This is a genomic window from Desulfacinum hydrothermale DSM 13146, from assembly GCF_900176285.1.
In the GTDB taxonomy this organism is placed as follows: Bacteria; Desulfobacterota; Syntrophobacteria; order Syntrophobacterales; family DSM-9756; genus Desulfacinum; species Desulfacinum hydrothermale.
In genome coordinates this window covers 151417-172433 of record NZ_FWXF01000007.1, presented here as the reverse complement: position 1 = coordinate 172433, position 21017 = coordinate 151417, and the positions used below count along the sequence as shown (strand labels likewise).

Annotated in this window: 18 protein-coding genes, 1 tRNA gene and 1 other RNA gene; 6 read left to right on the top strand and 14 right to left on the bottom strand. The window is 60.2% G+C overall.

Annotated features, from left to right (window positions below; translation table 11 throughout):
- Positions 1-24 precede the first annotated feature (24 nt).
- The 5 genes from trpS (at position 25) to B9A12_RS08285 (ending at position 4688) form a co-directional block, all read left to right on the top strand.
- The gene (gene trpS, locus B9A12_RS08310; RefSeq protein WP_084057423.1) at positions 25-1032 is read left to right on the top strand and encodes a tryptophan--tRNA ligase; all 1008 of its coding nucleotides are present in this window, start codon (positions 25-27) and stop codon (positions 1030-1032) included.
- Positions 1022-1783, top strand: a complete 762-nt coding sequence (locus B9A12_RS08305; RefSeq protein ID WP_084057422.1) for a pseudouridine synthase — start codon at positions 1022-1024, stop codon at positions 1781-1783. The genes trpS and B9A12_RS08305 overlap by 11 nt, the downstream gene beginning before the upstream one ends.
- 33 nt (positions 1784-1816) lie before the next feature.
- The gene (locus B9A12_RS08300; RefSeq protein WP_170920453.1) at positions 1817-3700 is read left to right on the top strand and encodes a tetratricopeptide repeat protein; all 1884 of its coding nucleotides are present in this window, start codon (positions 1817-1819) and stop codon (positions 3698-3700) included.
- Between the two features lie 13 nt (positions 3701-3713).
- Positions 3714-3789 (top strand) — tRNA-Val (locus B9A12_RS08295).
- 449 nt (positions 3790-4238) lie between these two features.
- Positions 4239-4688 (top strand): hypothetical protein, encoded by a 450-nt coding sequence (locus tag B9A12_RS08285; protein WP_084057419.1) that lies wholly within the window; start codon positions 4239-4241, stop codon positions 4686-4688.
- Positions 4689-5352: 664 nt separating this feature from the next.
- On the opposite strand, the gene ffs is transcribed toward B9A12_RS08285, so the two are convergent.
- From ffs to B9A12_RS08270, 3 genes are all read right to left on the bottom strand, one after another.
- Positions 5353-5610, bottom strand: an RNA gene (ffs, locus tag B9A12_RS08280) — signal recognition particle sRNA large type.
- 240 nt (positions 5611-5850) lie between these two features.
- Positions 5851-6492 carry a hypothetical protein gene (locus B9A12_RS08275; protein ID WP_084057418.1) on the bottom strand — a complete coding sequence of 214 codons (642 nt, stop codon included), beginning with the start codon at positions 6490-6492 and terminating at the stop codon, positions 5851-5853.
- A gap of 85 nt (positions 6493-6577) precedes the next feature.
- A complete protein-coding gene (locus tag B9A12_RS08270) occupies positions 6578-7264 on the bottom strand; it encodes an HAD family hydrolase (RefSeq protein ID WP_170920452.1) in 687 nt (228 codons plus the stop codon).
- A gap of 156 nt (positions 7265-7420) precedes the next feature.
- Between B9A12_RS08270 and nadB the strand changes: the two genes are divergently transcribed.
- Positions 7421-9100 (top strand): L-aspartate oxidase, encoded by a 1680-nt coding sequence (gene nadB / locus B9A12_RS08265; protein WP_084057416.1) that lies wholly within the window; start codon positions 7421-7423, stop codon positions 9098-9100.
- A gap of 97 nt (positions 9101-9197) precedes the next feature.
- On the opposite strand, the gene B9A12_RS08260 is transcribed toward nadB, so the two are convergent.
- The 11 genes from B9A12_RS08260 to B9A12_RS08210 all read right to left on the bottom strand — a co-directional run bounded on the left by B9A12_RS08260 (position 9198) and on the right by B9A12_RS08210 (position 20960).
- Positions 9198-9662, bottom strand: coding sequence for a hypothetical protein (locus B9A12_RS08260; RefSeq protein WP_084057415.1), 465 nt, complete (start codon positions 9660-9662; stop codon positions 9198-9200).
- Between the two features lie 13 nt (positions 9663-9675).
- Entirely contained in the window at positions 9676-10461 is a 786-nt protein-coding gene (locus B9A12_RS08255; RefSeq protein WP_084057414.1) for a hypothetical protein, read from the bottom strand.
- Positions 10462-10681: 220 nt separating this feature from the next.
- A complete protein-coding gene (qrcD, locus tag B9A12_RS08250; RefSeq protein ID WP_084057413.1) occupies positions 10682-11923 on the bottom strand; it encodes a menaquinone reductase integral membrane subunit QrcD in 1242 nt (413 codons plus the stop codon).
- Between the two features lie 35 nt (positions 11924-11958).
- Positions 11959-12723, bottom strand: a complete 765-nt coding sequence (gene qrcC, locus B9A12_RS08245; protein ID WP_084057412.1) for a menaquinone reductase iron-sulfur cluster-binding subunit QrcC — start codon at positions 12721-12723, stop codon at positions 11959-11961.
- Between the two features lie 15 nt (positions 12724-12738).
- On the bottom strand, positions 12739-15141 hold the full coding sequence (locus tag B9A12_RS08240; RefSeq protein ID WP_084057411.1) for a molybdopterin-containing oxidoreductase family protein: 2403 nt from the start codon (positions 15139-15141) through the stop codon (positions 12739-12741).
- Positions 15142-15216: 75 nt separating this feature from the next.
- Entirely contained in the window at positions 15217-15774 is a 558-nt protein-coding gene (gene qrcA / locus B9A12_RS08235) for a menaquinone reductase multiheme cytochrome c subunit QrcA (RefSeq protein ID WP_084057410.1), read from the bottom strand.
- 275 nt (positions 15775-16049) lie between these two features.
- Positions 16050-17090, bottom strand: a complete 1041-nt coding sequence (gene cydB, locus B9A12_RS08230; RefSeq protein WP_084057409.1) for a cytochrome d ubiquinol oxidase subunit II — start codon at positions 17088-17090, stop codon at positions 16050-16052.
- 60 nt (positions 17091-17150) lie between these two features.
- Positions 17151-18467, bottom strand: coding sequence for a cytochrome ubiquinol oxidase subunit I (locus B9A12_RS08225; protein WP_084057408.1), 1317 nt, complete (start codon positions 18465-18467; stop codon positions 17151-17153).
- Positions 18468-18506: 39 nt separating this feature from the next.
- Complete coding sequence (locus tag B9A12_RS08220) at positions 18507-19703, bottom strand: flavodoxin domain-containing protein (protein WP_139796550.1); 1197 nt, start codon at positions 19701-19703, stop codon at positions 18507-18509.
- A 152-nt stretch (positions 19704-19855) separates the two neighbouring features.
- A complete protein-coding gene (gene rbr / locus B9A12_RS08215; protein WP_084057406.1) occupies positions 19856-20431 on the bottom strand; it encodes a rubrerythrin in 576 nt (191 codons plus the stop codon).
- Between the two features lie 97 nt (positions 20432-20528).
- Positions 20529-20960, bottom strand: coding sequence for a Fur family transcriptional regulator (locus B9A12_RS08210; protein ID WP_245802388.1), 432 nt, complete (start codon positions 20958-20960; stop codon positions 20529-20531).
- Between the last annotated feature and the right edge of the window lie 57 nt (positions 20961-21017).

Here is a 21017-nt window from a genome sequence, read left to right as displayed (position 1 = left end):
ACGTGTGTGGAGGTGACGCGGAAAATGACCCCTAAAAAGCGAATTCTGAGTGGAATGCGGCCCACGGGCCGTCTGCATCTGGGAAATCTTCACGGTGCTCTCAAAAAGTGGATTCAGCTTCAAGAACAGTATGATTGCTACTTCTTCGTGGCCGACTGGCACGCTCTGACCACCGACTACGCCACCCCCGGGGCCATCCGAAAAAACACCTGGGACATGGTGCTCGACTGGCTGGCGGCCGGTTTGAACCCGGAACGGTGCACGGTCTTTATCCAGTCGGATGTCAAGGAACATGCGGAGCTGTATTTGCTGCTGGCAATGATCACTCCCCTGCCGTGGCTGGAAAGAAACCCCACCTATAAGGAACAGCAGCAGCAGCTGACCGCCAAGGACCTTTCCACCTACGGTTTTCTGGGCTATCCGGTGCTGCAGGCGGCCGACATCATCATCTACCGCGCCCACGGAGTGCCCGTGGGCAAGGATCAGCTGCCCCACGTGGAGCTGACTCGGGAGATCGCCCGGCGTTTCAACCATCTCTACGAAAAGGAGATCTTTCCCGTGCCGGATGCGCTGCTCACGGAAGTGCCCGTGCTGCCCGGCACCGACGGGCGCAAGATGAGCAAGAGCTATGACAACTGCATCTACATCACCGAGCCCGAGGACACGGTCCGGAAGAAGATTCTCCAGATGATGACCGATCCGGCCCGGGCCCGTCGGACCGATCCGGGGGACCCGGCCAAGTGTCCGGTCTTCGACTATCACAAGCTCTATTCCACGGCCGAAGAAATGGATCGGGTGAGCGAAGGGTGCCGAACGGCCGGCATCGGCTGTGTGGATTGCAAGAAGATCCTTCTGGAACATATTATGGCCCATCTGGGCCCGATCCGACAGCGGCGCGAGGCCATGGAGAAGGAAATGGACACGGTGCGCCAGATGGTACTGGACGGCACGGCCAGAGCCCGGGAGGAAGCCCGTAAAACCATGGACCTGGTCCGCTCGGCCGTGGGTCTGGGCGTGGAAAATGGCATCTAGCCCGAAGAAGGCGGCATCGGCCATACGCCTCCACAAATACATCGCCCAGGCGGGCTTGGCGTCCCGCCGGGAGGCGGAACGCTGGATCCAGCAGGGGCGGGTCCGCGTCAACGGCCGGGCGGTGACCCAGTTGGGCGTGAGTGTGGATCCTTCCGTGGATCGTGTGGAGGTGGACGGCCGTGTGGTGAAGGCGCAGCAGCAAAAGGTGGTCCTGCTGCTGCACAAACCCAGGTATTGTCTGACCACCGTGAAGGACCCTCAAGGCCGTCCCACGGTCATGGACGTGCTGGGCCCCGTGCCGTGGCGGGTCTTTCCCGTGGGGCGACTGGACTGGGACGCCACCGGGGCCTTGATCCTCACCAACGACGGAGACTTGGCCAACCGGTTGCTCCACCCCCGCTACGGTGTGCCTAAAACCTACGAAGTGAAGGTGCAAGGGATCCCGTCGCAAGAGGCCTTGGAACGCCTTCGCACCGGGGTGCGCCTGGAAGAGGGCATCACGGCGCCCGCTGGGGTGGAGGTCCTTCGCCGGGGCCCCAAAGCCACCTGGCTGCGAATCGTGCTTCACCAGGGCTGGTACCGGCGGATCAAGCGGATGGGCCAGGCCGTGGGGTGTCCCGTCTTGAAGATCCACCGAACGGCCTATGGGCCGATAGGCTTGGGATCCCTGGGGGTCGGCCGATGGCGGCATGTGAAAAGCCTTGAACTGAACCGGCTCACGGCGGAGATCAAGCGACAGGGGAACGGATAGGGGACTTGAGTGATGCTGGGCCGGAGACGGTACGTGAGAGACTACCAAACCTCGCTCTTTCGCCCCAGGAAAAAGAAGAACCGCGCCAAGACCCTTGTCAAGTGGCTGCTGGTTTTGGGGCTGGTGGCGGCCGGCGTGTTGTGGTTCCAGGGGGTTCCCCGCGTGTCCCAGATCGTCCTGGAGCATCTGCCGGTGCCCCATCGCCTTGTGGGCCTCCAGGTTCAGATCAATGGAAAACCACAACGTCTGCCCGCCGGGGCCCAGCGAATCGTCCATCCCGAAGACCGGTTGGAGATCGTGGCGGTGGAAACGGACGGCTGGATTCCCTGGGGGGTCAAACTCTTTGCCGGTCCCGTGCCCTGGCCCCCATCTCCTGAAGGCCCCTTGTCCTTTAAGGAGCTCTTTCCCCAGGAGGATTTTGAGACTCCGCTGAAGGTGCCGCTGAGGGCACGCTGGTTCGGGCGGGAGTTGGGCGCCGTTTCTTTTGTGGCGAAGCTGGGTGCCAAGGACTGGCTCCACAAGGCTGACTCCGCCCAAAGCCCCGAGGAGAAAGTCCGTTTTCTGGAACGGGCGTTGGCGGAAGATCCGGGAAACACCTTGGCGAAAACCCGCCTGGCGGCCCTCTATGCCGATCAGGGCCGTCTGGCGGAGGCGGAAAAGCTCTACCAGGAGATCCTCCGCCTGGGGCGGTCTCGGCCGGTGCTGGAGCGCTTAGTCCACATTTACCAGCGCCAAAAGAAGCATGAGGCCGTTCTCACCACCTATCTGGAGCTGCTGCGCCTGACAGACGATCCCTCTGTTTTTGAGGCGTTCCTGGCCTATCTCAACAAGCACCTGTCCGTCAAAAGGGCCTTGGCCTTCCTGAGCCGGCACCTGAAGGAAGTGCCGACCCGCTATCGCGGTCCCTGGTTCCTGGTGCAGGCCGAACTGGCCTCGCGCAGCAGGCGCTGGGGGGAGGCGGCCCGGGCCTACGAGGCGGCCCTCAAGGCGGGCGTGCGCGATCCCAACATCCACTACAACCTGTCGGTGGTTCGTGCCAAAACGGGGGATCTGAAGAGGGCTGTCGCCGATCTGGAAAAGTACCTGGAGGCCAATCCGAAGGATGAGGCCAATCAGCTCAAGTTGGCGGCTCTGTACGAAAAGTTAGGCCGCGACGATCAGGCCAAGCGCGTTTACCAGCGGGTGCTCAAAAGGAATCCCACAAAGAAGGCGGCCCTCGTGCGCCTGTTGGCTCTCCTGGAAAAGACGGGGGACAAGAAGGGACAGCTGAAGGCCTACGAGATGCTTTCGACGCTGGAACCAGACAACGCCGTGGTCCACTTCAACCGCGCCATGCTCTACTACGAGCTGCAACAATGGGACAAGGCCGAGAAAGCCTTTGCCAAGGTGGCGCGCCTGGAGCCGGACAATCCCGAGCCTTTGCACTACCTGCTGGCTCTTCGCCAGAAGCGAAAGGATGCGAAGGGACAGGTGCCCATCTTGCGGCGCCTGGTCGAGCTGGAAAAGGACAACTTGTCCTATTACGATACGCTCTTTGTGCTCTACGACCAGGCCAAGGATTACGACCAGATCCTGAAGCTTTTTGAAAAGGCCGTCCAAGATCATCCCCAGGTGGTGGCCTTTCATCAATACATCCTCTACGCGGCCCTCAAGAAGGGGGACAAGAAAAAGGCCCTCCATTGCCTGGAGCAGTTGAGCCGACTCATGCCCAAGGAGGTGAAATACCTGAGACAGGCGGCTCGGATTCACGAAAGCCTGGGCCAGTATCGACAGGCTCTGGAGAAGACCAAGCGGATTCTGGACGTGTCGCCGGGCGATGAACAGGCCAAGGAGGACTATCTGCGTTTGAAGCTTCTGCTCTTGGGGAACAAGAAAGCCAGCTTTTTCTATTGCATTGAGCGGAACCTTGTTGTATAAGGCTCAACGTTTCGGGCGGGTAACTCAGCGGTGAGAGTGCCATCCTCACACGGTGGAAGTCGAGGGTTCGAATCCCCCCCCGCCCACCAGAGAGCAAGGGGTTGCGATCGCGAGATCGCAACCCCTTTTTGCGTTGGGAGGGGGAGGGCGACGGAGCCCTGGGTTGGGAAGAAAAGGATGTCATCGGGGCGGGGGATCTCTGGGCGTCGTTACGCCACCTGACCGCCTTGGCCAGGATCTGTCGGCAGGAGTCCGTGCCCGGCTCCCGTGGCCCGGTTGTTTTTGGGTGGGGCGGGCGTTAGTTTAAGACGAAAGACCGGGCACCGTGAGGAGCGTTTCATGTGAAAAGGCTCGTGCGTTGGATTCGGGTGGAAACGGCCGTGGCCGCCATGGGGATCGCCGCTCAGCCGTCTCGCGCAGAAAGGATCCTGTAAGAGGACTCTTTCATCCGAGCGGGGAGGTGGCGCGCTCCAGCGTCCATGATCCCGGGGACATAAAGAGGGTGGATTGGCCATGAGGTGGAAAGGACGGAGGATCCATGGGAAAGTATTTTGATGTGCAAGTGCGGACGGCGGAAGACGATCCATCGGAAACCATCCTGGAGGTGCGTGTGTCGCTGGAAGGGACGGAGACCGGCCAGGTCTTGACCACATGCCGTACGCTGGACCAATTGTCGCAACTGGCGGAGGTTTTGAGACGCGAGGCGGAACTGTTGGTGGATCAAGCGGGGGAGGCCTTGCGCGAATTGGAGTCACGACCGAGGGACGAGGAGATGGATTTGGCGCCGGAAGAGGTTTGGAAACAAATGGAAGCCGCCGCGAGCGAAGAGGACATGTTTCGCTATTTCAATGCGCTTTCGGAAGACAAAAGGCGCCAGGTGGCCGAGTACATTCTGACCCAGGTGAGCATGTTCAAGGGGCGTGGGCCTGTTTTCGCCGAGCACTATAACATCGTGGAACACACCCTGGACGAGGAAAAGCTCCTTTAAGAGTTTGTCCACAAAGCGGCTCTTGGCCTTTTCGGGCTTTCTGACCTGTTGAAATTCCACTGCGCCCGCTGGTGCTTTTGGATCTCTCATAGACAGCTTTGTAGGGGCGGGTTCGGAACCTGCCCCTATTTGCTGCAGGGCCAGGCTGGCAGCGTGAGTCCGCCCGGTAGTCCCAACCTTGCGTCCGCACAAGAAGGGACCAGGCAGGGCCTTGGAGCTTGTCCGAAAAAGCCGATTTTAGAACTTGTGGGTATGCTAAGTGTTCGAAATTGCATTGGCCCAAATGGATGATTTGGCGTCTTCAAACAGCGTCCTTGTCCGATAGGCTTTTTGCGCGAACCGGGCAGGTGGGTTGGGGTTTGCCTTGACAAGGCTTGCTGGCGGTGCGAGAGCGAAAGGGCTTGGTGCTGGCTCGTCTGCGGGGGCGACTCGCCGGCCCCCCCCAAGGGCGTTGTTCGGTTCAAAATGCCGCCAATGGTCCATGGCCTTCGTGGCCGCAGGGTAATCGGCCCCACGGGAAGGTGCCGTCGTAACCCCATGGCTTGCGGGACATCCGCAGGCCCTTCGGCGGCCTTATGGGGATTGGGTTGAGGAAAAAGCGCTCCGCCCCGGCGTTTTCGAACCCGTTCTTGGGTGCTGCAGGGTAGGAAAGAAAGACCCTTGGCCGTGCACCCCTCGTCGAACCGGTCGGTGTCGATCCGCCGTCCCTGCAGGTCTTGGTCAGAGTAAACCACGACACAGACCGCAATGCTTACCGCTGCTTCCTTCCGGACCTGACGGGGTTCACATCCGTCTGTTGCGCGGTGTCCGACCGACGCTGCAGTTCCAAACGGATCGTCCTGGCACGAGCCCTCGAAGGGGGATTCAGCCCCGCTGAGCGGATTTCGGGTTCAGGGAACCGCTAGCTCCCCGCCTAGCACGACCAAGGGCAAAAAGTGTTCCGAAGAACGATCCATGTTCCGGGTGGAGTGGGAGAAGGTTCCGGTCCACCCAAAGCGTGGCCGAGAATAGCAGAAACGGGAGGCCAATTCAACGCCATTCCATGGCGCGCAGGATCCGAAAACCGTAATCTCCAATCCGTAGCGTAGGTCGTGGTTGGTGCGCAGTGGCCAGGCATGGCCGATGGGCCGGGACGGCTTGCCCGTGTCCCGAATCTCCTCCCTCATGGCCCGTCGCCCACCACCGTCCCATCCAGAAGCAGGCAGCGGGGCTGCAGGTCCTGAAGGCGCCCGCGCAGAGTGGCCGGATCTTCCTGGATGCGCAGGTGCTCCCAACCTCCCAAGTACACCAGGTGTGGGGGCTTGAAGGTTCTCAGGATGGCCCGAATCTGTACTTCCAGATGTGTTTCCCGTTCCCAAAAGATGGTGGGCCAGGCGCCGGAGGGCGGCGGGGCGGACACGGCACCTGCCTGCAAGGCGCAAGCGGCCTGCCGGTAGACGTGGTCGGCGGAGGGATCGGGGTCGCGGGGCAGGGTGAGCAGAACGGTCAGATTGGCCGGGGAGAGCAGTTGGGGCCAGTGGGCCAGGAGGCGTTGGCTCACGCGGGAACTGTCCACGGGATAGCAGGGCACGCCGTGGGCCCTACGGTGAGCTTGGGCGGCCCGCCATTCGTAGGGGATAGCGATTTGGCGAAAGAGTCGACGGATGTGGGGGTGGCCGAGGGCCTGGTTCCTGGGCATGCCCAGGCGCTTGGCGGCGGCGGCGACGCTCCTTTGAAGCCGCTTCAGCAAAAAGCGCCGGTGACGGATGCGAAATCCCAGGGCGAAGGGGCTCACCTCCACGGCCGTCACATCGGGGCGCAGCATCTCCAAAATCCGGCAGGTGCGACGGTATCCACGAGGATCGGCGTGGAAGGTTCCCACCAGAGAGAGCCCGGCGATGGGGCGCTTGTCAGCGGGCGCCCAGAGCCGGGGCGAGCCAGTACTGGAGATCCCGGAAGGAGTCGGCATGGACATGGGCCTGGAGTTCGGGGTTCTTGTAGGCGACAAAGATAACGCCCGAGTTTTGCGCCAGCATGGCATCCACCTGGGAGTCGCCGATGAAGAGCACGTGCCGGGCAGGTGATTGGAAGCTTCGAAGAATCTTCTCCATGGACTCGGGATGGGGCTTGGGATGGTTCACGTCCGCCGCCGTGACCACCAGATCGAAATAGGCGCGCAACCCGAAGGATTCCAGGATCTGCGGTGTGGAAACCGTCCGGTTCGTGGCTAGGGCGATGCGGCAATGGGGCCGAAGGAAGGCGAGAAACTCCTCCAACCCGGGCTCTTTTCTCAAATACCGATTGAAGATACGAAAATCGATGCTCTGACAATGCCTCCAGGCTTCATCCAAAAGGGGACCCGAACCCAGAAGGTATGCCAAGGACTCCCGGGCGGAGTGCATATGGATGTAGTCCTCCTGGTCCGGCCGCACCTCGGGGCGGCCCAATCGGGCCAGGATGTGGTTGTAGAAACGCACATTGGCTTCCCGGGAGTCGAAGAGGACACCGTCGCAGTCGAAGACCACCACCTTGGGAGCGCCTGAATCGAAGAGCTGAGTCGCCTGAACCGCGGCACGCAGGGGGCTGGAATTTTTCATAAAGTCTGTCGTTTGCCTGTTTGGGTCACGGGTATATTTTTGCTGATCTTCCAATGCTTTACAGCAGAGCTGTAATCGAATAGAGTCCCTTGTGTCAAGCTGGGCGATGATGCGCGGTGCTAGCAAAGGAACCTTTGATGGGAAAGGCGGAGATTCATGGAACATCGTTTTGATTTCTTGGTGATTGGAAGCGGTATCGCCGGTCTCACCTTTGCGCTCAAGGTGGCGGAGCATGCCACGGTGGCCATTGTGACCAAGAAGGACAAGCTGGAAACGAGCACCAACTACGCCCAAGGGGGAATCGCCTCGGCGTTGGGCCCCGACGATTCGTTCCAGCTTCATATCGAGGACACCCTCACGGCCGGCGACGGCCTGTCGAAACCCGAGGTGGTGGAACTGGTGGTGCGCTCGGCTCCCGAGCGGATCCATGAATTGGCTCAAGTGGGTGTGCCCTTCTCACCGGGACGCTCCCAGGCATGCCCCTTTGATCTGGGGCGCGAGGGAGGCCACAGCCGAAACCGAATCGTGCATGCCGAGGACATGACGGGCCAGGCCATCGAGCGGGTTCTGATCAATGCGGCGGAATCCCATCCCAACGTGTCCATCTTCGAAAATCACCTGGCCCTGGACCTCATCATCCAGCACGACGCTATCCGGGTGGGATCCATTCCGGTGGAGCAGCGCCAGTTGTGCTGGGGTGCCTACGTGTTGGACGCGAAAAACGGAACGGTTCACACGTTCATCGCGCACGCCACGCTGCTGTGCACGGGCGGAGCCGGGAAGGTGTATTTGTACACCAGCAATCCGGATGTGGCCACGGGCGACGGCCTGGCCATGGCCTATCGGGCCGGGGCCAGGCTGGCCAATCTGGAATTCGTTCAGTTCCACCCCACGTGCCTCTACCATCCCCATGCCAAGAATTTTCTCATTTCCGAGGCCGTACGGGGCGAAGGCGGGCGGCTGATCGACAAGCGCGGCAACGCCTTCATGGAAAGATACCACCCGCTCAAGGACCTGGCTTTCCGGGACGTGGTGGCCCGTGCCATCGATACCGAAATGAAGCGCACCGGCGATGACTGCGTCTACCTGGACATCAGCCACCGGGACGCGGACTTTCTGAAAAGACGTTTCCCCAACATCTACAAGAAGTGCCTGAGCCTGGGGATCGACATCACCAAGGATCCCATCCCCGTGGTTCCCGCCGCGCACTATATGTGCGGGGGGATCGCGACGGACCTGTGGGCCCAAAGCTCCATCGCCAACCTGTATGCCATTGGAGAATGCGCATGCACCGGCCTTCACGGAGCGAACCGTCTCGCCAGCAATTCCCTGCTGGAGGCGGCCGTCTTTTCCCACCGGGGAGCGCTGCACTGTATTGAGAACATCCCGGCATGGAGGCAGCGTGCTTTCCCGGAGATTCCCGCCTGGCCGATGGAATTGTCGGCGGGCAACGGGAGTCAGAGCGAGATGATCCTCATCTCCCACAACTGGGACGTGATCCGGCGGCTTATGTGGAATTACGTGGGCATCGTGCGAACGGACAAGCGGCTCAAGCTGGCGAGTCGGCACATCGCCCAGATCCGGATGGAAATCCGGGAACATCTGCCCAACATCCCGCTGCACACGGACCTGGTGGAGTTGCAGAACCTGGTCCTGGTGGCGGAGCTGATCGTTCGGTGTGCCCTGACGCGTAAGGAAAGCCGAGGATTGCACTACAACCTGGACCATCCCCAAAAGGATGATCCCAACTGGAAAAAGGATACTCTGATCGCCAGATGGAAGGAACCGCGGATTCCCATGTTGGGGGTCCCGCATGGGTTGGAAGACGGGGCATGAGGGGACACCGGGGCCCCGTCGGTGAATCACAGGGGAGAGGGAGCGGTCTGGCCCGCCTCGGACGACCCGGGACACGGCATCAATGGCCGTTTGTGGATCACGAACCACCGGCCATGCCCACCACCTTGGGGGATTGGGTCGAGGCGGTGTCCATGGGCTCGGCCTCCACATCGGCATCCAACAGCGGCTTGGTATGATCTTCCAAGAGCTTATCCGGGTTGTGCTCGACCTTCATGGTGAGTACCCCGCCCATGAAGCTGATCTCATAATTGCGGTCGGAAAGGTCCACATGCCGGAGGGCGTCTCGGACCTTGCGTAGCTGTGCCTTCGCCTTGCGATAGACATAGACGATCCCCGCGGTGCCTACCGCCAGGGCAAAGAGAAAGACCCACAAGGGGGTGGCCAGGATCTTACCCATGGTGATGATGATGGCCATGAGGCCGAAGACGAACAAGACCTGCAGCCCGATGATGCCGTACAGGTAGAGGATGCCCTGATTGATGGTGGGCTTCTTCTCTGCCGGCTCGTCCTTTTTCTTTTTGGATCGTCGGTTGAAGAACATCTCGCATTTCCTTTCAGCCTTCCGTGCCGGTTTCGTCCTGCGGCGCAGAAAGGAGCTCGGAGGGATTCGTGGGGAGCAGTCGCATCTGTTCAATCTTGAGTTTTTCAATCTCCATCTGATTTTGAAGAACCTGCTTAGATAAACGGTAACGGAGATAGATCACCCAAATCAAGACGGCCGCCAAAAAAGCGGCGCCTCCGAGGACGAGCCACTTGTATTCCTTCAAGAATCCGGCGGCGACGCGGCCCAGGTCCCCCAGGAAGTTGGGGAGCATCCAGAAGATCAGAACCGCCAGGAGTACCAGAAAACCCACATGGAAGATGGAGACCCCGTCCAGAAGGCGCCAAAAGGAGGTGAGGGCACCGGCGCTGGGCGATCCGGAGCCTTCTTGTGGCCCGCGAGACCCATCTTCGCCATAGAGCAGGGATAGGAAGGCCTTGACGGAGAAGGAGATGAGCAGGACCAACCCCACGGGGATGCCAATGGCGGCGGAAAGCCAGGCCCGAAAGGGAAAGGGGCGGTTTTCGGTCTGCAGGTGGATGCGATAGCGCTCCAGCGGGCCGAAGGTGCTTTCAAAGACCATCTTTTCGTAGCTGGTCAGGGTACTTCCGGTGGTTTCGTAGACCTTGGCCCCGGAAGGGTCGGTGATGATGATGCGGCTCCGCTCGCCCGCCTGACTGGCGGCCGTGAGGTAGATGAGGACTTCCAACACCAGAAGAAAAGCCACCGTGAGGCCGAGAATGATCTTGGGATGACGGTTGCTTGCGAAAATCTCTGCCAGTCGGCCTTTGGTTGCCATGGTTCCACGTTGCCTCAGTTCTTACGCCCCCATTGAGAGTTGTGAGGCTAACACCCCTGTGGGGGAGTGTCAAACCGAAAGAAGGGGCTTCCGGGCCGCAGAAAAAAGCCTTGAGGGGGCCGAATCGGCCCGCTCAAGGCGGCAAGCTTCCCGTGTCGGCATCGGATGCCCGCTCCTCCTTCCATCTTCCGGGGACGGCCGGCGGGCATGAATCCGGCCTTTACGGGTTCAGTTCCGGCTCCCGGGGAAAGACGGGCAAGTACCGATAGGAAAGGGAGACGATCAACGCTCCGTAGGCCAGCATGGCGATGCACGGTGCCCATTCGTAGACCGTGGGGATATAGACGGCCCAGTGGTCGAAGGGCATGACCGGAATGGCCAAGGCTTCCACGGTCATGGCGAATCGGTTGATCACGATCCCGGTGCAGTCCAGGAAAAAGGCCAGAAAGAGCAGCCCGTTGCTCTTGCGGGCCTGCGGGGTCAGGAGCAGGATGACGGGAATGACTCCGCAAATGCCCAGTTCAGCCACCAGGAGCCACATACCGTAGGGTTCCTGGTAGAAGTCGCTGAGTTTCAGGCCGAACCCCGGAGCCGTGTCCAAGGCCCAATAGAGGGTGTCCAAGCCTTTGAGGATCAGATAGGTCAGGAGCAGGCCGCCTTCGATCTTGCCGATCAGCTCATAGACACTGCGGTCCACCAGCTGCTTGCGGCTCACCTTTTCTATGATCCTGCAGATGATGGCCGTGAAGGCCGGGCCGCAGGCCATGGCCGACAAGGTGAACAGGAAGAAGGTCCAGGGCCAGACGAAAAATCCTTCGCGATAGGCAAAGGGGCGGCCGAACATGACGCCGGGAACGCCACCCAAGGATCCCTGATGGAAGAAGCTCAAGAAGGTGCCGGTCATGGCGAAGATGGCCATGATCTCATGGAGATTGTGGCCGAAGATGTGAACCGGCTTGATGGCATCCAACTTGCGGTTTTCCAAGATGATGGGCACAAACTCGATGACGAGCACGATGGCATAGCAGGAGATGCAAAAGATCACCTCCGTGAGCATGGAATGCACGTTGGCATGCCAGTAGCCGAACCAGCCCCGAAGCGGCTGCCCGATTTCCAGAAGCAGCACCAGCAGGGCGCCGGTGTAGCAGCAGAACCCCACGATCACGGCCAGGTTGATGATCTTGTGAAGCTCCTTGAGCTGTGGGAAGAACCGGGAAAGGCCGTAGTAGAGAAATCCGGAGAAGAACGCTCCGGCGCCCAGGGCAATGATCCCCAGGTCCACGCAGATATAGAGCCCGAACCCGAAGTAGTTGTTGAGGCCCGTGACGTTGAGGCCCTTGAGGAGGACCGTCAAGCCCGCGTAGATGCCCCAGGCGATGACGGCGAAAAGAACCAGCATCCAGAGGCCGAAGACCGGCAATGGGCAGCGTTTTACACCTTCCGGTATCAATGCCTTGTCCATAACCTACTCCTCGAAGACGTTGAGGGTGCGCCCTTCTAAGACAGATCGTTGTCCGATTGTTTGTGAATCCACTGTTCGGAACTGAGGTAGTAGACCTTGGGTTCCGTGTGGAGCTTTTCAAGAATCCTGAATGCCCGCGGATCCTTGGCAAGCTTGGCCACTTGGCTGTGCGGATCCCTCAGGTTGCCGAAGGTGATGGCCCCGGTGGGGCAGGCCTCCACACAAGCGGGCGTGTATTCCACGCCGTCTGGATCCTCTCCGTTGATCCGGGCGCGGTCCCGCGCTCGATTGAGACGGTGGTGGCAGAAGGTGCACTTTTCCACCACACCGCGCATCCGGGGGCTCACTTCGGGCGACAGCATGGCCTCCATGGTCTTGGGCCATTTGGGGTCCCACCAGTTGAAGCTGCGGGCGTGGTAGGGGCAGGCGACCATGCAATAGCGACAGCCGATGCAGCGTACCGCAATGTGATCCACGATGCCGGTATGCTCATCCCGCACAGTGGCATTGACCGGGCAGACGAAGGTGCAGGGGGCATGGTGGGGGGAGTCGCAATGCATACAGGGACGGGGCAACATGGCCTCCCGGTGCTCCGGGTAATCCTTGCCGTTTTCCAACCGGTACAAGGTCAACCAGGAGATGGTGCGCAGCTTGTTGCTTTCGTCGGGGCGAAAGGCGATGTTGTTTTCCTGCTGGCAAGCCACGGCGCACGCTCCGCACCCCGTGCACTTGTCCAGGTCGATCACCATGCCGTAGCGGACCTTGCCGGCCGCATGTTCAGAATGTGCGTTTCCACTCATCGGTGTTATCCCCTGTTAGGCTAAGCGCAACTGGGCTCTGGTGGCCCAAACGGTTCCCAATCCGGTTACGGGATCCAGCTGTACCTCAACCATGGCGTTGGCGTTGACGCCTTTGCCCTGCACGTATTCGTCGTAGGCGGTGTGGCCCAGTCCTTCGGGCAGGGCGATGACTCCCGCGGGGACCGTGGGAGCAAAACGAACGCGTACCGCCGCCTCCCCGCGCGGGGTCTTGAGCAGAGCCTTGGCCTTGGGGCGTAAGCCCAGCTTTTTGCCGGTTGACGGGTGAACCTCCACGAACACATCCTGCTGGAGCAGCAGGTCGTCGGGCAGGAGCTTGTTCATGAAGGGGGCATTGGGGACATAGCCCGGCGCCAGGCTCAAGGACCGATGGGTGATGAGCAGCAAGGGCAATTCGCCGGCGTCGCCGGACGGATTCAGTGGCGCGTAATGGGCCATGAAAAGCTCATCACCGGCATTGGCGGACACGCTGGCCAACAAGCCCTGGCAGGCCAGCTCCAAGCGCGAGGAGGGCGTGGCGTACCGGTCGAGGGCTTGGGGAGCGTCCACCCAACACAGGCCGGAGGTGAGTTTCCTCCAAACGTCCGAAGCCTTGCTGAAATTGGGCTTCAAGGGAGCGCCGGGGGCGACGGAGGCCGGATCGAACGTGGCGTCCACCAGGGTCCCGCTGCCCGCCTGGGCGATTTGGGCGGCCCTCAGCTTCAGCAGGTCCTGGTAGCTCTTCCAGGGAAGGCTTTGGGCCACCGTGCCTCCCAGAGCCTTGGCGAGCGACAAGAGGACATCGCCCGTGGCCTTGGTGTCGTACTGAGGGCTCAAAATGGGAGTGGCCACCGCATAAAAGGCGAAAGGGGCACCGGGGAGCCCGATCACATCGTCAAGGCGCTCGAAGGCGTTGTGGTTGGGAAGGATGAGATCGGCGTACGCGGAGGTTTCATCCAGATAGCTGGAAAAGGAGACCACCGTTCCTGCCTTCTGCAGGGCCTGAACGGCCAGGGCATTTTCCGGCAAGCCGTAGGCCGGATTGGCCTCGTGGATGAAAAGCAGCTCGATCGGATATTCTTCTCCGTTGGCCAAGGCATTGAAGAAGGCGTGCACCGTGTTGGGCCGCACCTTGGTTTTTGGGGTGGATGCGGGCTGGCCCAAGGGCTTTTGGCCCTGTCCCTTGAAGGCCTCCATGTCCATGGCCGGGTCCGGCAAGGCCTGCCAGGGCTGCGGGGGTACCAGCGAGATCATGGCCTTGGAGGAAAAGGCTCCAATCAGGGCGTTGAGAGCCAGGAAGGCCAGGTCGTGGTAGAGGTTGTTGGGCGTGTCCGTGGGCGGACCCCACAAAACCACGGCGTTCTTCTGCCGTGCCAATTGGCGGGCCAGCTCCTGAATGACCTCAGCGTCCACGCCCGTGAGCGACGCCACGTCCTGGGGCGAGTACTTGCCCAGTACCAGGGCCTTGAAGCCCTTTCGCTGTGCGCCCGCCGCGTCGGTCCAGTCTTCGAATCCGAAGACCTGGTCGGCCACAAAGGCCGCGTCGAATAGCTTTTCGCGGATAAGGACGTGGGCGATGCCCAGGGCCAAGGCGGCCTCGGTGCCGGGGTTGCAGGCGATCCATCGGTCGGCCTTGGACGCGGTGAGGGAGCATCGGGGTTCCACGTGGACGAACTCCGTCTCCGGAACCCCGGGTTGTTCCGTTTGCCACCGAGAGAAAAGGCGCTGGGCCCGGGTTGGGCTGGCCCAGCCTTCCAGCAGGGGCGCACCGAAGTTGAGCACGTAGGTGGCCTTTTCCAGGTGGAAGGCCAGATCGGCTTCCTGACCGGTGGCCAGGGCGACGGCCAGCCGGGTGCTGTCGCTGTGGCAAGGCATGGTGTAAAGATTGGGGGAACCATACGCCGCGAAGAACTGCTTCCACAGATCCGCCGTGCTGGAACGGCTTTGGCCGGTGAGGCAGGCCACGGCGTGGGGCTGGCCCTTCTGGCGGAGTTCCGTTAGCTTTGCGGCCACGACCTTCAGGGCCTCGTCCCAAGAAATGGGCTGGAACCCCTTGGGATCACCCCGCTTGCCCGTCTGCTTCAGGGGCTGGGTGACGCGATAGGGGGCGTAAAGGTACTGCAAACCGGCCGCTCCGACGGGGCACAGCCCGCCGCGATTCACCACATGGTCCGGGTTGCCTTTCACGTAGATGGCGCGGTGACCATTGACCAGGCGGACCTGAATGCCGCAGCCGCCGGGGCAGAGAAGACAGGTGCCGGTGGCTTCGGTGATCTCCCCGCGCTCCGGTGAGGGCCGCCAAGACCAGTTCTGGGTCCAGATGGCGGAATCATCTGCCAGCTTCCAGGGAATGGGGGTCAACAGGGTTCCACCGATGGCCCCACCCACAAACTGTAGAAAAGCTCTTCGCCCTAGACTCATTCCAAATCCCTCGCGTTCGGTCGGTTCAGACCTTTGGCCTCTGTATGAATTCCCTCAAAATGCCGGGTTGTTCCTCTACTTGTGGCAAACGTGGCAGGAGTTGCTGGCGCCCTTTTCCGCGTGGCACTTTTCGCACTCCACCATCTTGATGGTGTTCTTGCTGTAGCCCGTGAGCCGGTTCTCCTTGTAGACGGGCATCTTGTCCTCCGCGCTCACGTCCCGGTGGCAGCGGACACACTCGATGCCCTGTTCTTCCGTGTGGGCCACGTGGGAAAAGTAGACGTTGTCCGGCTGCCGTGCATAGACGAGCCAGGGGATTTCCCGTTCCTGTTGGATGTATTCCTCCACCAGGATCCGCTCATCTTCCGATTCGGTCATGGGTTCTTCATGACATTCAGCGCACATTTCCACCCCGGGTACGCCCGAATAGGATCCATCTTCGCGGGTGAAGTGGCAGTCTTCGCAGCTGAGGTCTTCGTGGGAGGAATGGAGGAAATTGAGGGGTTGCTGCTTACTGGAGTAGAGCAGGTTGGGAAAGACCAGCCAGCCCACCAGGAGAGCTCCCACAAATCCTGCCAAGAAGAAGACGAGACCGAGGCCTTTTTTTGACGTACTATTTTTCACTTCGCCCATGAGTCAGCCCCACAAAGACTTTAGGTTAACGGGTTGGGTTAAAGGTGATTACCACGCAAAAAAACATACCAATTCCGGGACCGCACGACCGTTGGCGAACGCTCCCAAAAAAGCAAAATTTCACAAACCGATCCCTTTTAATCGGATTTCTGAATCTTTGTCAAGAGAAGACCCAAGGTGGGGGGGGTGACAGCGGGGCAATCCAGGAAAGGGGTTGGAAGGAGGCCGTGGGGGGGCGGTTCCCCCCACGGTTGGACCGTTGGATCCGGCTTGGATCAGTAGGCTTCGTCGTAAGCCAGATCCTCTTGGGTGATCTTGGGGTGAAAAAGCCGGTACGTCCAGGACTGGTAGCCGATCACGGTGGGCACGAAGATCAGGGCCACCGTCAGCATAATCTTCAGGGTCAAGGGGCTGGACGATGAGTTGTAGATGGTCAGGCTGTAGGTGGGGTTGAGGCTGGAGGGCAGAAGATTGGGATAGAGCCCTGCCACGCCGAAAAAGGTGGTGCTCACGATGGTCACCGCGGAGCTGATCCACGCCTTGCCCCACTGGGCCTTCCCAGCAAAGTAGCGGGTGGCGAACAGAGCTCCCACCGTCAGAACCGGGATGAGGATGATGGGGATGGAAAAGAGCAGGGGGTTTTTGAGGTAGTTCACATAAAGCCGCGTGGCGTACCAGGTGGCCACCAGGAAGGCCACGGCCACGGCCGCCAGGATCCACCAAAGGGCCTTGGCGGTGGCTCCAGCCCGCTGTTGGAGATCCCCATCGGTCTTATGGGCCAGCCACAGCGCCCCGTGGACCAGGAAGAGCATGAGAAAGAGAAGGCCACCCAGAAGCCCGTAGGGGTTGAGGAGGGTGAAGAGGGTCCCCTGGTAGATCCCCTTCTCGTCAATGGGAATGCCCGCAAAGATATTGGCGAAGGCCACGCCCAGCAAGAAAGCGGGAAGGAAGCTTCCCACAAAAAGGGCCGCATCCCAGAGCCTCCTCCAGCCGGGGCTGTCCACCTTGCCGCGGAACTCAAAGGCCACCCCGCGCACAATCAGCCCGAAAAGAACCAGCATGAGCGCCGAGTAGAGGCTGCTGAACAAAATGGCGTACGTGGTCGGAAAGGCGGCGAAGGTGACTCCGCCCGCTGCGATGAGCCATACTTCGTTGCCGTCCCAAAACGGACCGACGGCGTTATAAACAATCCGCCTGTCCCCTTCGGTCTTGGCCACGAAGGGATTGAGAATGCCCAGTCCCAGATCGAAGCCGTCCAGCATGAAATAGACGGCCCACAAAAGACCCCACAAAAGGAACCAGATGGATGGGAGCATGATGTTACCTCCAATGGATATGTCCGGTAAGGATCGTCGTCCCTTTCATGAAAGGACGTCTCATGCTGAAGCCTCTTCCTCCTGGGGGCCGCGACGGGCGTGCTGGATCATGAGGTAGAAGGCGATCAGCCCCAGCAGGGAGTAGACGATCACAAAGGCCGCCAGCGAGATGCCCACCTGTGTGGCGGCGATGGGAGAGACGGCGTCTGATGTCTTCATCACGCCGTATACCACCCACGGCTGCCTTCCCACTTCAGCCAAAGTCCAACCGGCCTCCAGGGCCAGGTAGGGAAGGGGAATGGCCAGCAAAAGGACCTTGAGCATCAGGGGATGATCCACGGGGTTTTTGCGCTTCCAAAAGGCCCAGGAACCCAATGCCAGGAAGAGAAATCCCAGTCCCACCATGATGCGAAAGGCCAGGAAGGAGATGGTAACCGGCGGGCGATCCTCCTTGGGAAAATCCTTCAGCCCCTTCACGGTGGCGTTCATGTCGTGGTAGGCCAAGAGGCTCAGCACTCCGGGAAGCTTCCCCAATTCCAACCGGTTGGTTTCTTCCTTCTCATTGGGGACGAGAAAGAGATATTGGGGCGCCCGTTGCGTCGTTTCCCAAAGCGACTCCATGGCGGCCAGCTTGGCCGGCTGAACCTTCGCCACTTCCGCGCCGTGGGCATGGCCCTGAACCACGGCCGCCACCGAAAAGATGAATGTGAACACGGCGGCCGTCCGAAAGGATCGACTGAAAAAGGAAACGTGCTGCTTACGAAGAAGGTGGTAGGCGCTGATCCCCAAGACCACCATGCCCGAAAGAATGTAGGCGCCCACCAGGGTGTGGAAGATGGTATGCCAGGCGAAGGGCTGGGTGACCACGGCCAGAAAGTCGGTGAGTTCCGCCCGGCCGTTTCTGAGGGTGAAGCCCACGGGATGCTGCATCCAGGAATTGGCAATGAGAATCCAAATGGCGCTCAGGTTGGAAGCGAAGGCCACCAGCCAGATGGTGACAGCGTGGGCCTTGGCCGAAAGCCGATTCCAGCCCAGGGCCCACACGGCAAGGAAGGTGGATTCCAAAAAGAAGGCGGCGGTGGCCTCGATGGCCAGAAGGGATCCGAAGATATCGCCCACGTACTGGGAATAGCGGGACCAGTTGGTGCCGAATTGAAATTCCAGGGTGATGCCGGTCACCACCCCAACGGCGAAGTTGATGAGAAAAATCTTTCCCCAGAACTTGGCCATCCGCTTGTATTCCTCATCGCCCGTGCGCACGTACTTGGTTTCCATGACGGCGATGAGGATGGACAGCCCCAGGGTCAGGGGAACAAAAAGGAAGTGAAAGATGGTGGCTGCAGCAAACTGCAAACGCGATAGAAGCAACGTATCCATGACCGCAACTCCTTGGTTGAAGGATCTTCCCGGGACAACCTACGGGGTCGATTCCTTGACGGCTCGGCCCACCTGGCGGCCCAGTTCCACACATTGGGCCAGGGCCTCATGGTCGGGAACGTACTGAACTCGCAGGCCCGGTTCCAGCACATCCAACTTCATCTCTTGTAGCTGCTGTGTGATGAGTTTTACCGCCTCGCCGCTCCAACCGTAGGATCCAAAGGCGGTCGCGATCTTGTTGGCCGGCTTGAGGCCCTTGAGGTAGCAGAGCATGTCCGCCATGGTGGGAAGCATGCCGTTGTTCAGGGTGGGGCAACCGAAAAGGAGCGCCCGGCTGTCCAGCACTTCCGTCATCACGTCACTTCGGTGATTGTGCTTGAGGCTCAGGACCTTGTAGGACACCCCTTCCTCGGCCAGACCGGAGGCCACCGCGTGGGCCATCTTTTCGGTGCTGTGCCACATGGTGTCGTAGATGATGAGGGCCTTGGCCTGAGACTCCTGCCGGCTCCAGGTATCGTAGGCCTCCAGGATGGCCTTGGGTTGACTGCGCCAGATGATCCCATGGTCCGGGGCAATGGTTTCGATCTCCAGTCCCGATTCCGATACCGTTGCGAGCAGCTTCTGCACCAGGGGGGAGTAGGGTAGGAGGATGTTGGCGTAATACTTGGCGGCATGGCGCATGAGCTCGGAAAGGGCTACCTGGTCGTCGAAGGTTTCGCTGGTTGCCCAGTGTTGGCCGAAGGCGTCGTTGGAGATGAGCAGCTTTTCTTCCGGAATGTAGCTGAACATGCTATCGGGCCAGTGGAGCATGCGGGTTTCCAGAAAACGCACGGTCCGCGATCCCAGCGAGATTTCCTGTCCCGATTTGACCACTTCCAGGGGCCAGCGTTGGGAGCCGAAATGGGCTTCCAGGGCCTTCTTTCCCATGGTGGAGCAAAAGACCTTTTCCGGCTGAATCGCTTCGATCACTTCTGGAATGGACCCAGAATGGTCCATTTCCACATGGTTGACGATGAGGTAGTCGATGGAGCGCGGGTCGACGACCTTTCGGATGTTGTGCAGAAGCTGGCCGCAAAAGGGCTTTTTGACGGTGTCAAAAAGGGCCTTCTTGTCGTCCAGAGCCAGATAGGCGTTGTAGGAGGTTCCCTTGTAGGTGGAATATCCGTGGAAATCTCGGATGTTCCAGTCCACAACGCCCACATGGTAGATGTCTTTTTTGATCTCAATCGGCATGATTCTTTTTGAACCTCTTCAGTATGGTCAGACAAAATGGGTAAGGCGTGGGGAGGGATTGGGACTGAGTGAGATCCCAACCACGCCCCCCTTGCGGCTCACCACGGACGCCTTAGGACAACTATCATCTCACCGGGGACAGGGCGTCCCAACCCTTACCAATTTTCGCCCAGCAGTTCGAAGTAGGCCTGCGGATGGGCGCAGGCGGGGCACTGGGCGGGCGCTTCCGTGCCCTCGTAGATGAACCCACAGTTGAGACAGCGCCACATGACCGGGGCCTCGCGCTTGAAAACCCGTCCCTGTTCGATGTTGGCTGCCAGATCCCGGTAGCGCTTTTCGTGCTGCTTTTCGGCCACGGCAACGTTTCGGAAGACGGCCGCAATCTCGTGAAAGCCTTCTTCTTCAGCCACCCGGGCAAACTCCGGATACATCTCCGACTGCTCGTAATGTTCGCCCGCCGCGGCCGCTTTCAGGTTGTCCAGGGTGGATCCGATCACCCCCGCGGGAAAGGCGGCGCTCACTTCCACTTCGCCCCCTTCCAGGAACTTGAAAAAGCGCTTGGCATGTTCCTTTTCCTGATTGGCCGTCTCCTCAAAGATCTGGGCGATCTGAACGTAGCCTTCCTTTTTGGCCTTGGAAGCAAAGTAGGTGTAACGGTTCCGGGCCTGGGCTTCTCCGGCGAAAGCAGTGAGCAGGTTCTTTTCCGTACGTGTTCCCTTCAGTCCACTCATCTTTGTCCTCCTTGTTCAGTTCATAGGTTCGAGCATCCATCGTACGACTTTCCATCAGGATGCCTCCCCGGAGATCGGGGAGGGCGCAAGCGCTTGCCTACACAGAAGGCGGCCGACTTGGTGGATCCTCAGGGGATGCGCGTCGGCACGAAGCGCACAGTCCTTGGTACTCCAACACGAACCCCTCCACCGTGTAGCCCGCGGGATCGGTCAGGAAGTCCAGCGGGTCGAAGCCTTCCTGAACGGGAGCGTCTTCCAGCCTTCCACATCGACGGCATCTCAGGTGGAAGTGGCGTGTGGGGTTTCCATCGTAGCGTTTTTGGGGCCCTGCGGTTGCTAACTTCTGAATTAACCCGGCCCGGGCCAGGAGTTCAAGGTTTCGATAGACCGTTCCCAGGCTGATGCGCGGGATTTCCCGGCGCACCTCCGCATAGACCTCGTCGGCCGTGGGATGCCAGTGACGGCTGCGCAGCACGCTTAGGATCTGCCGTCTCTGGGGAGTCATCTTGAGCCTTTGGGGTGGGTCCACCGGTCACCTCCGCAATTGATAACGATTACTATTTAAGAACTGACTCGGGCCATGTCA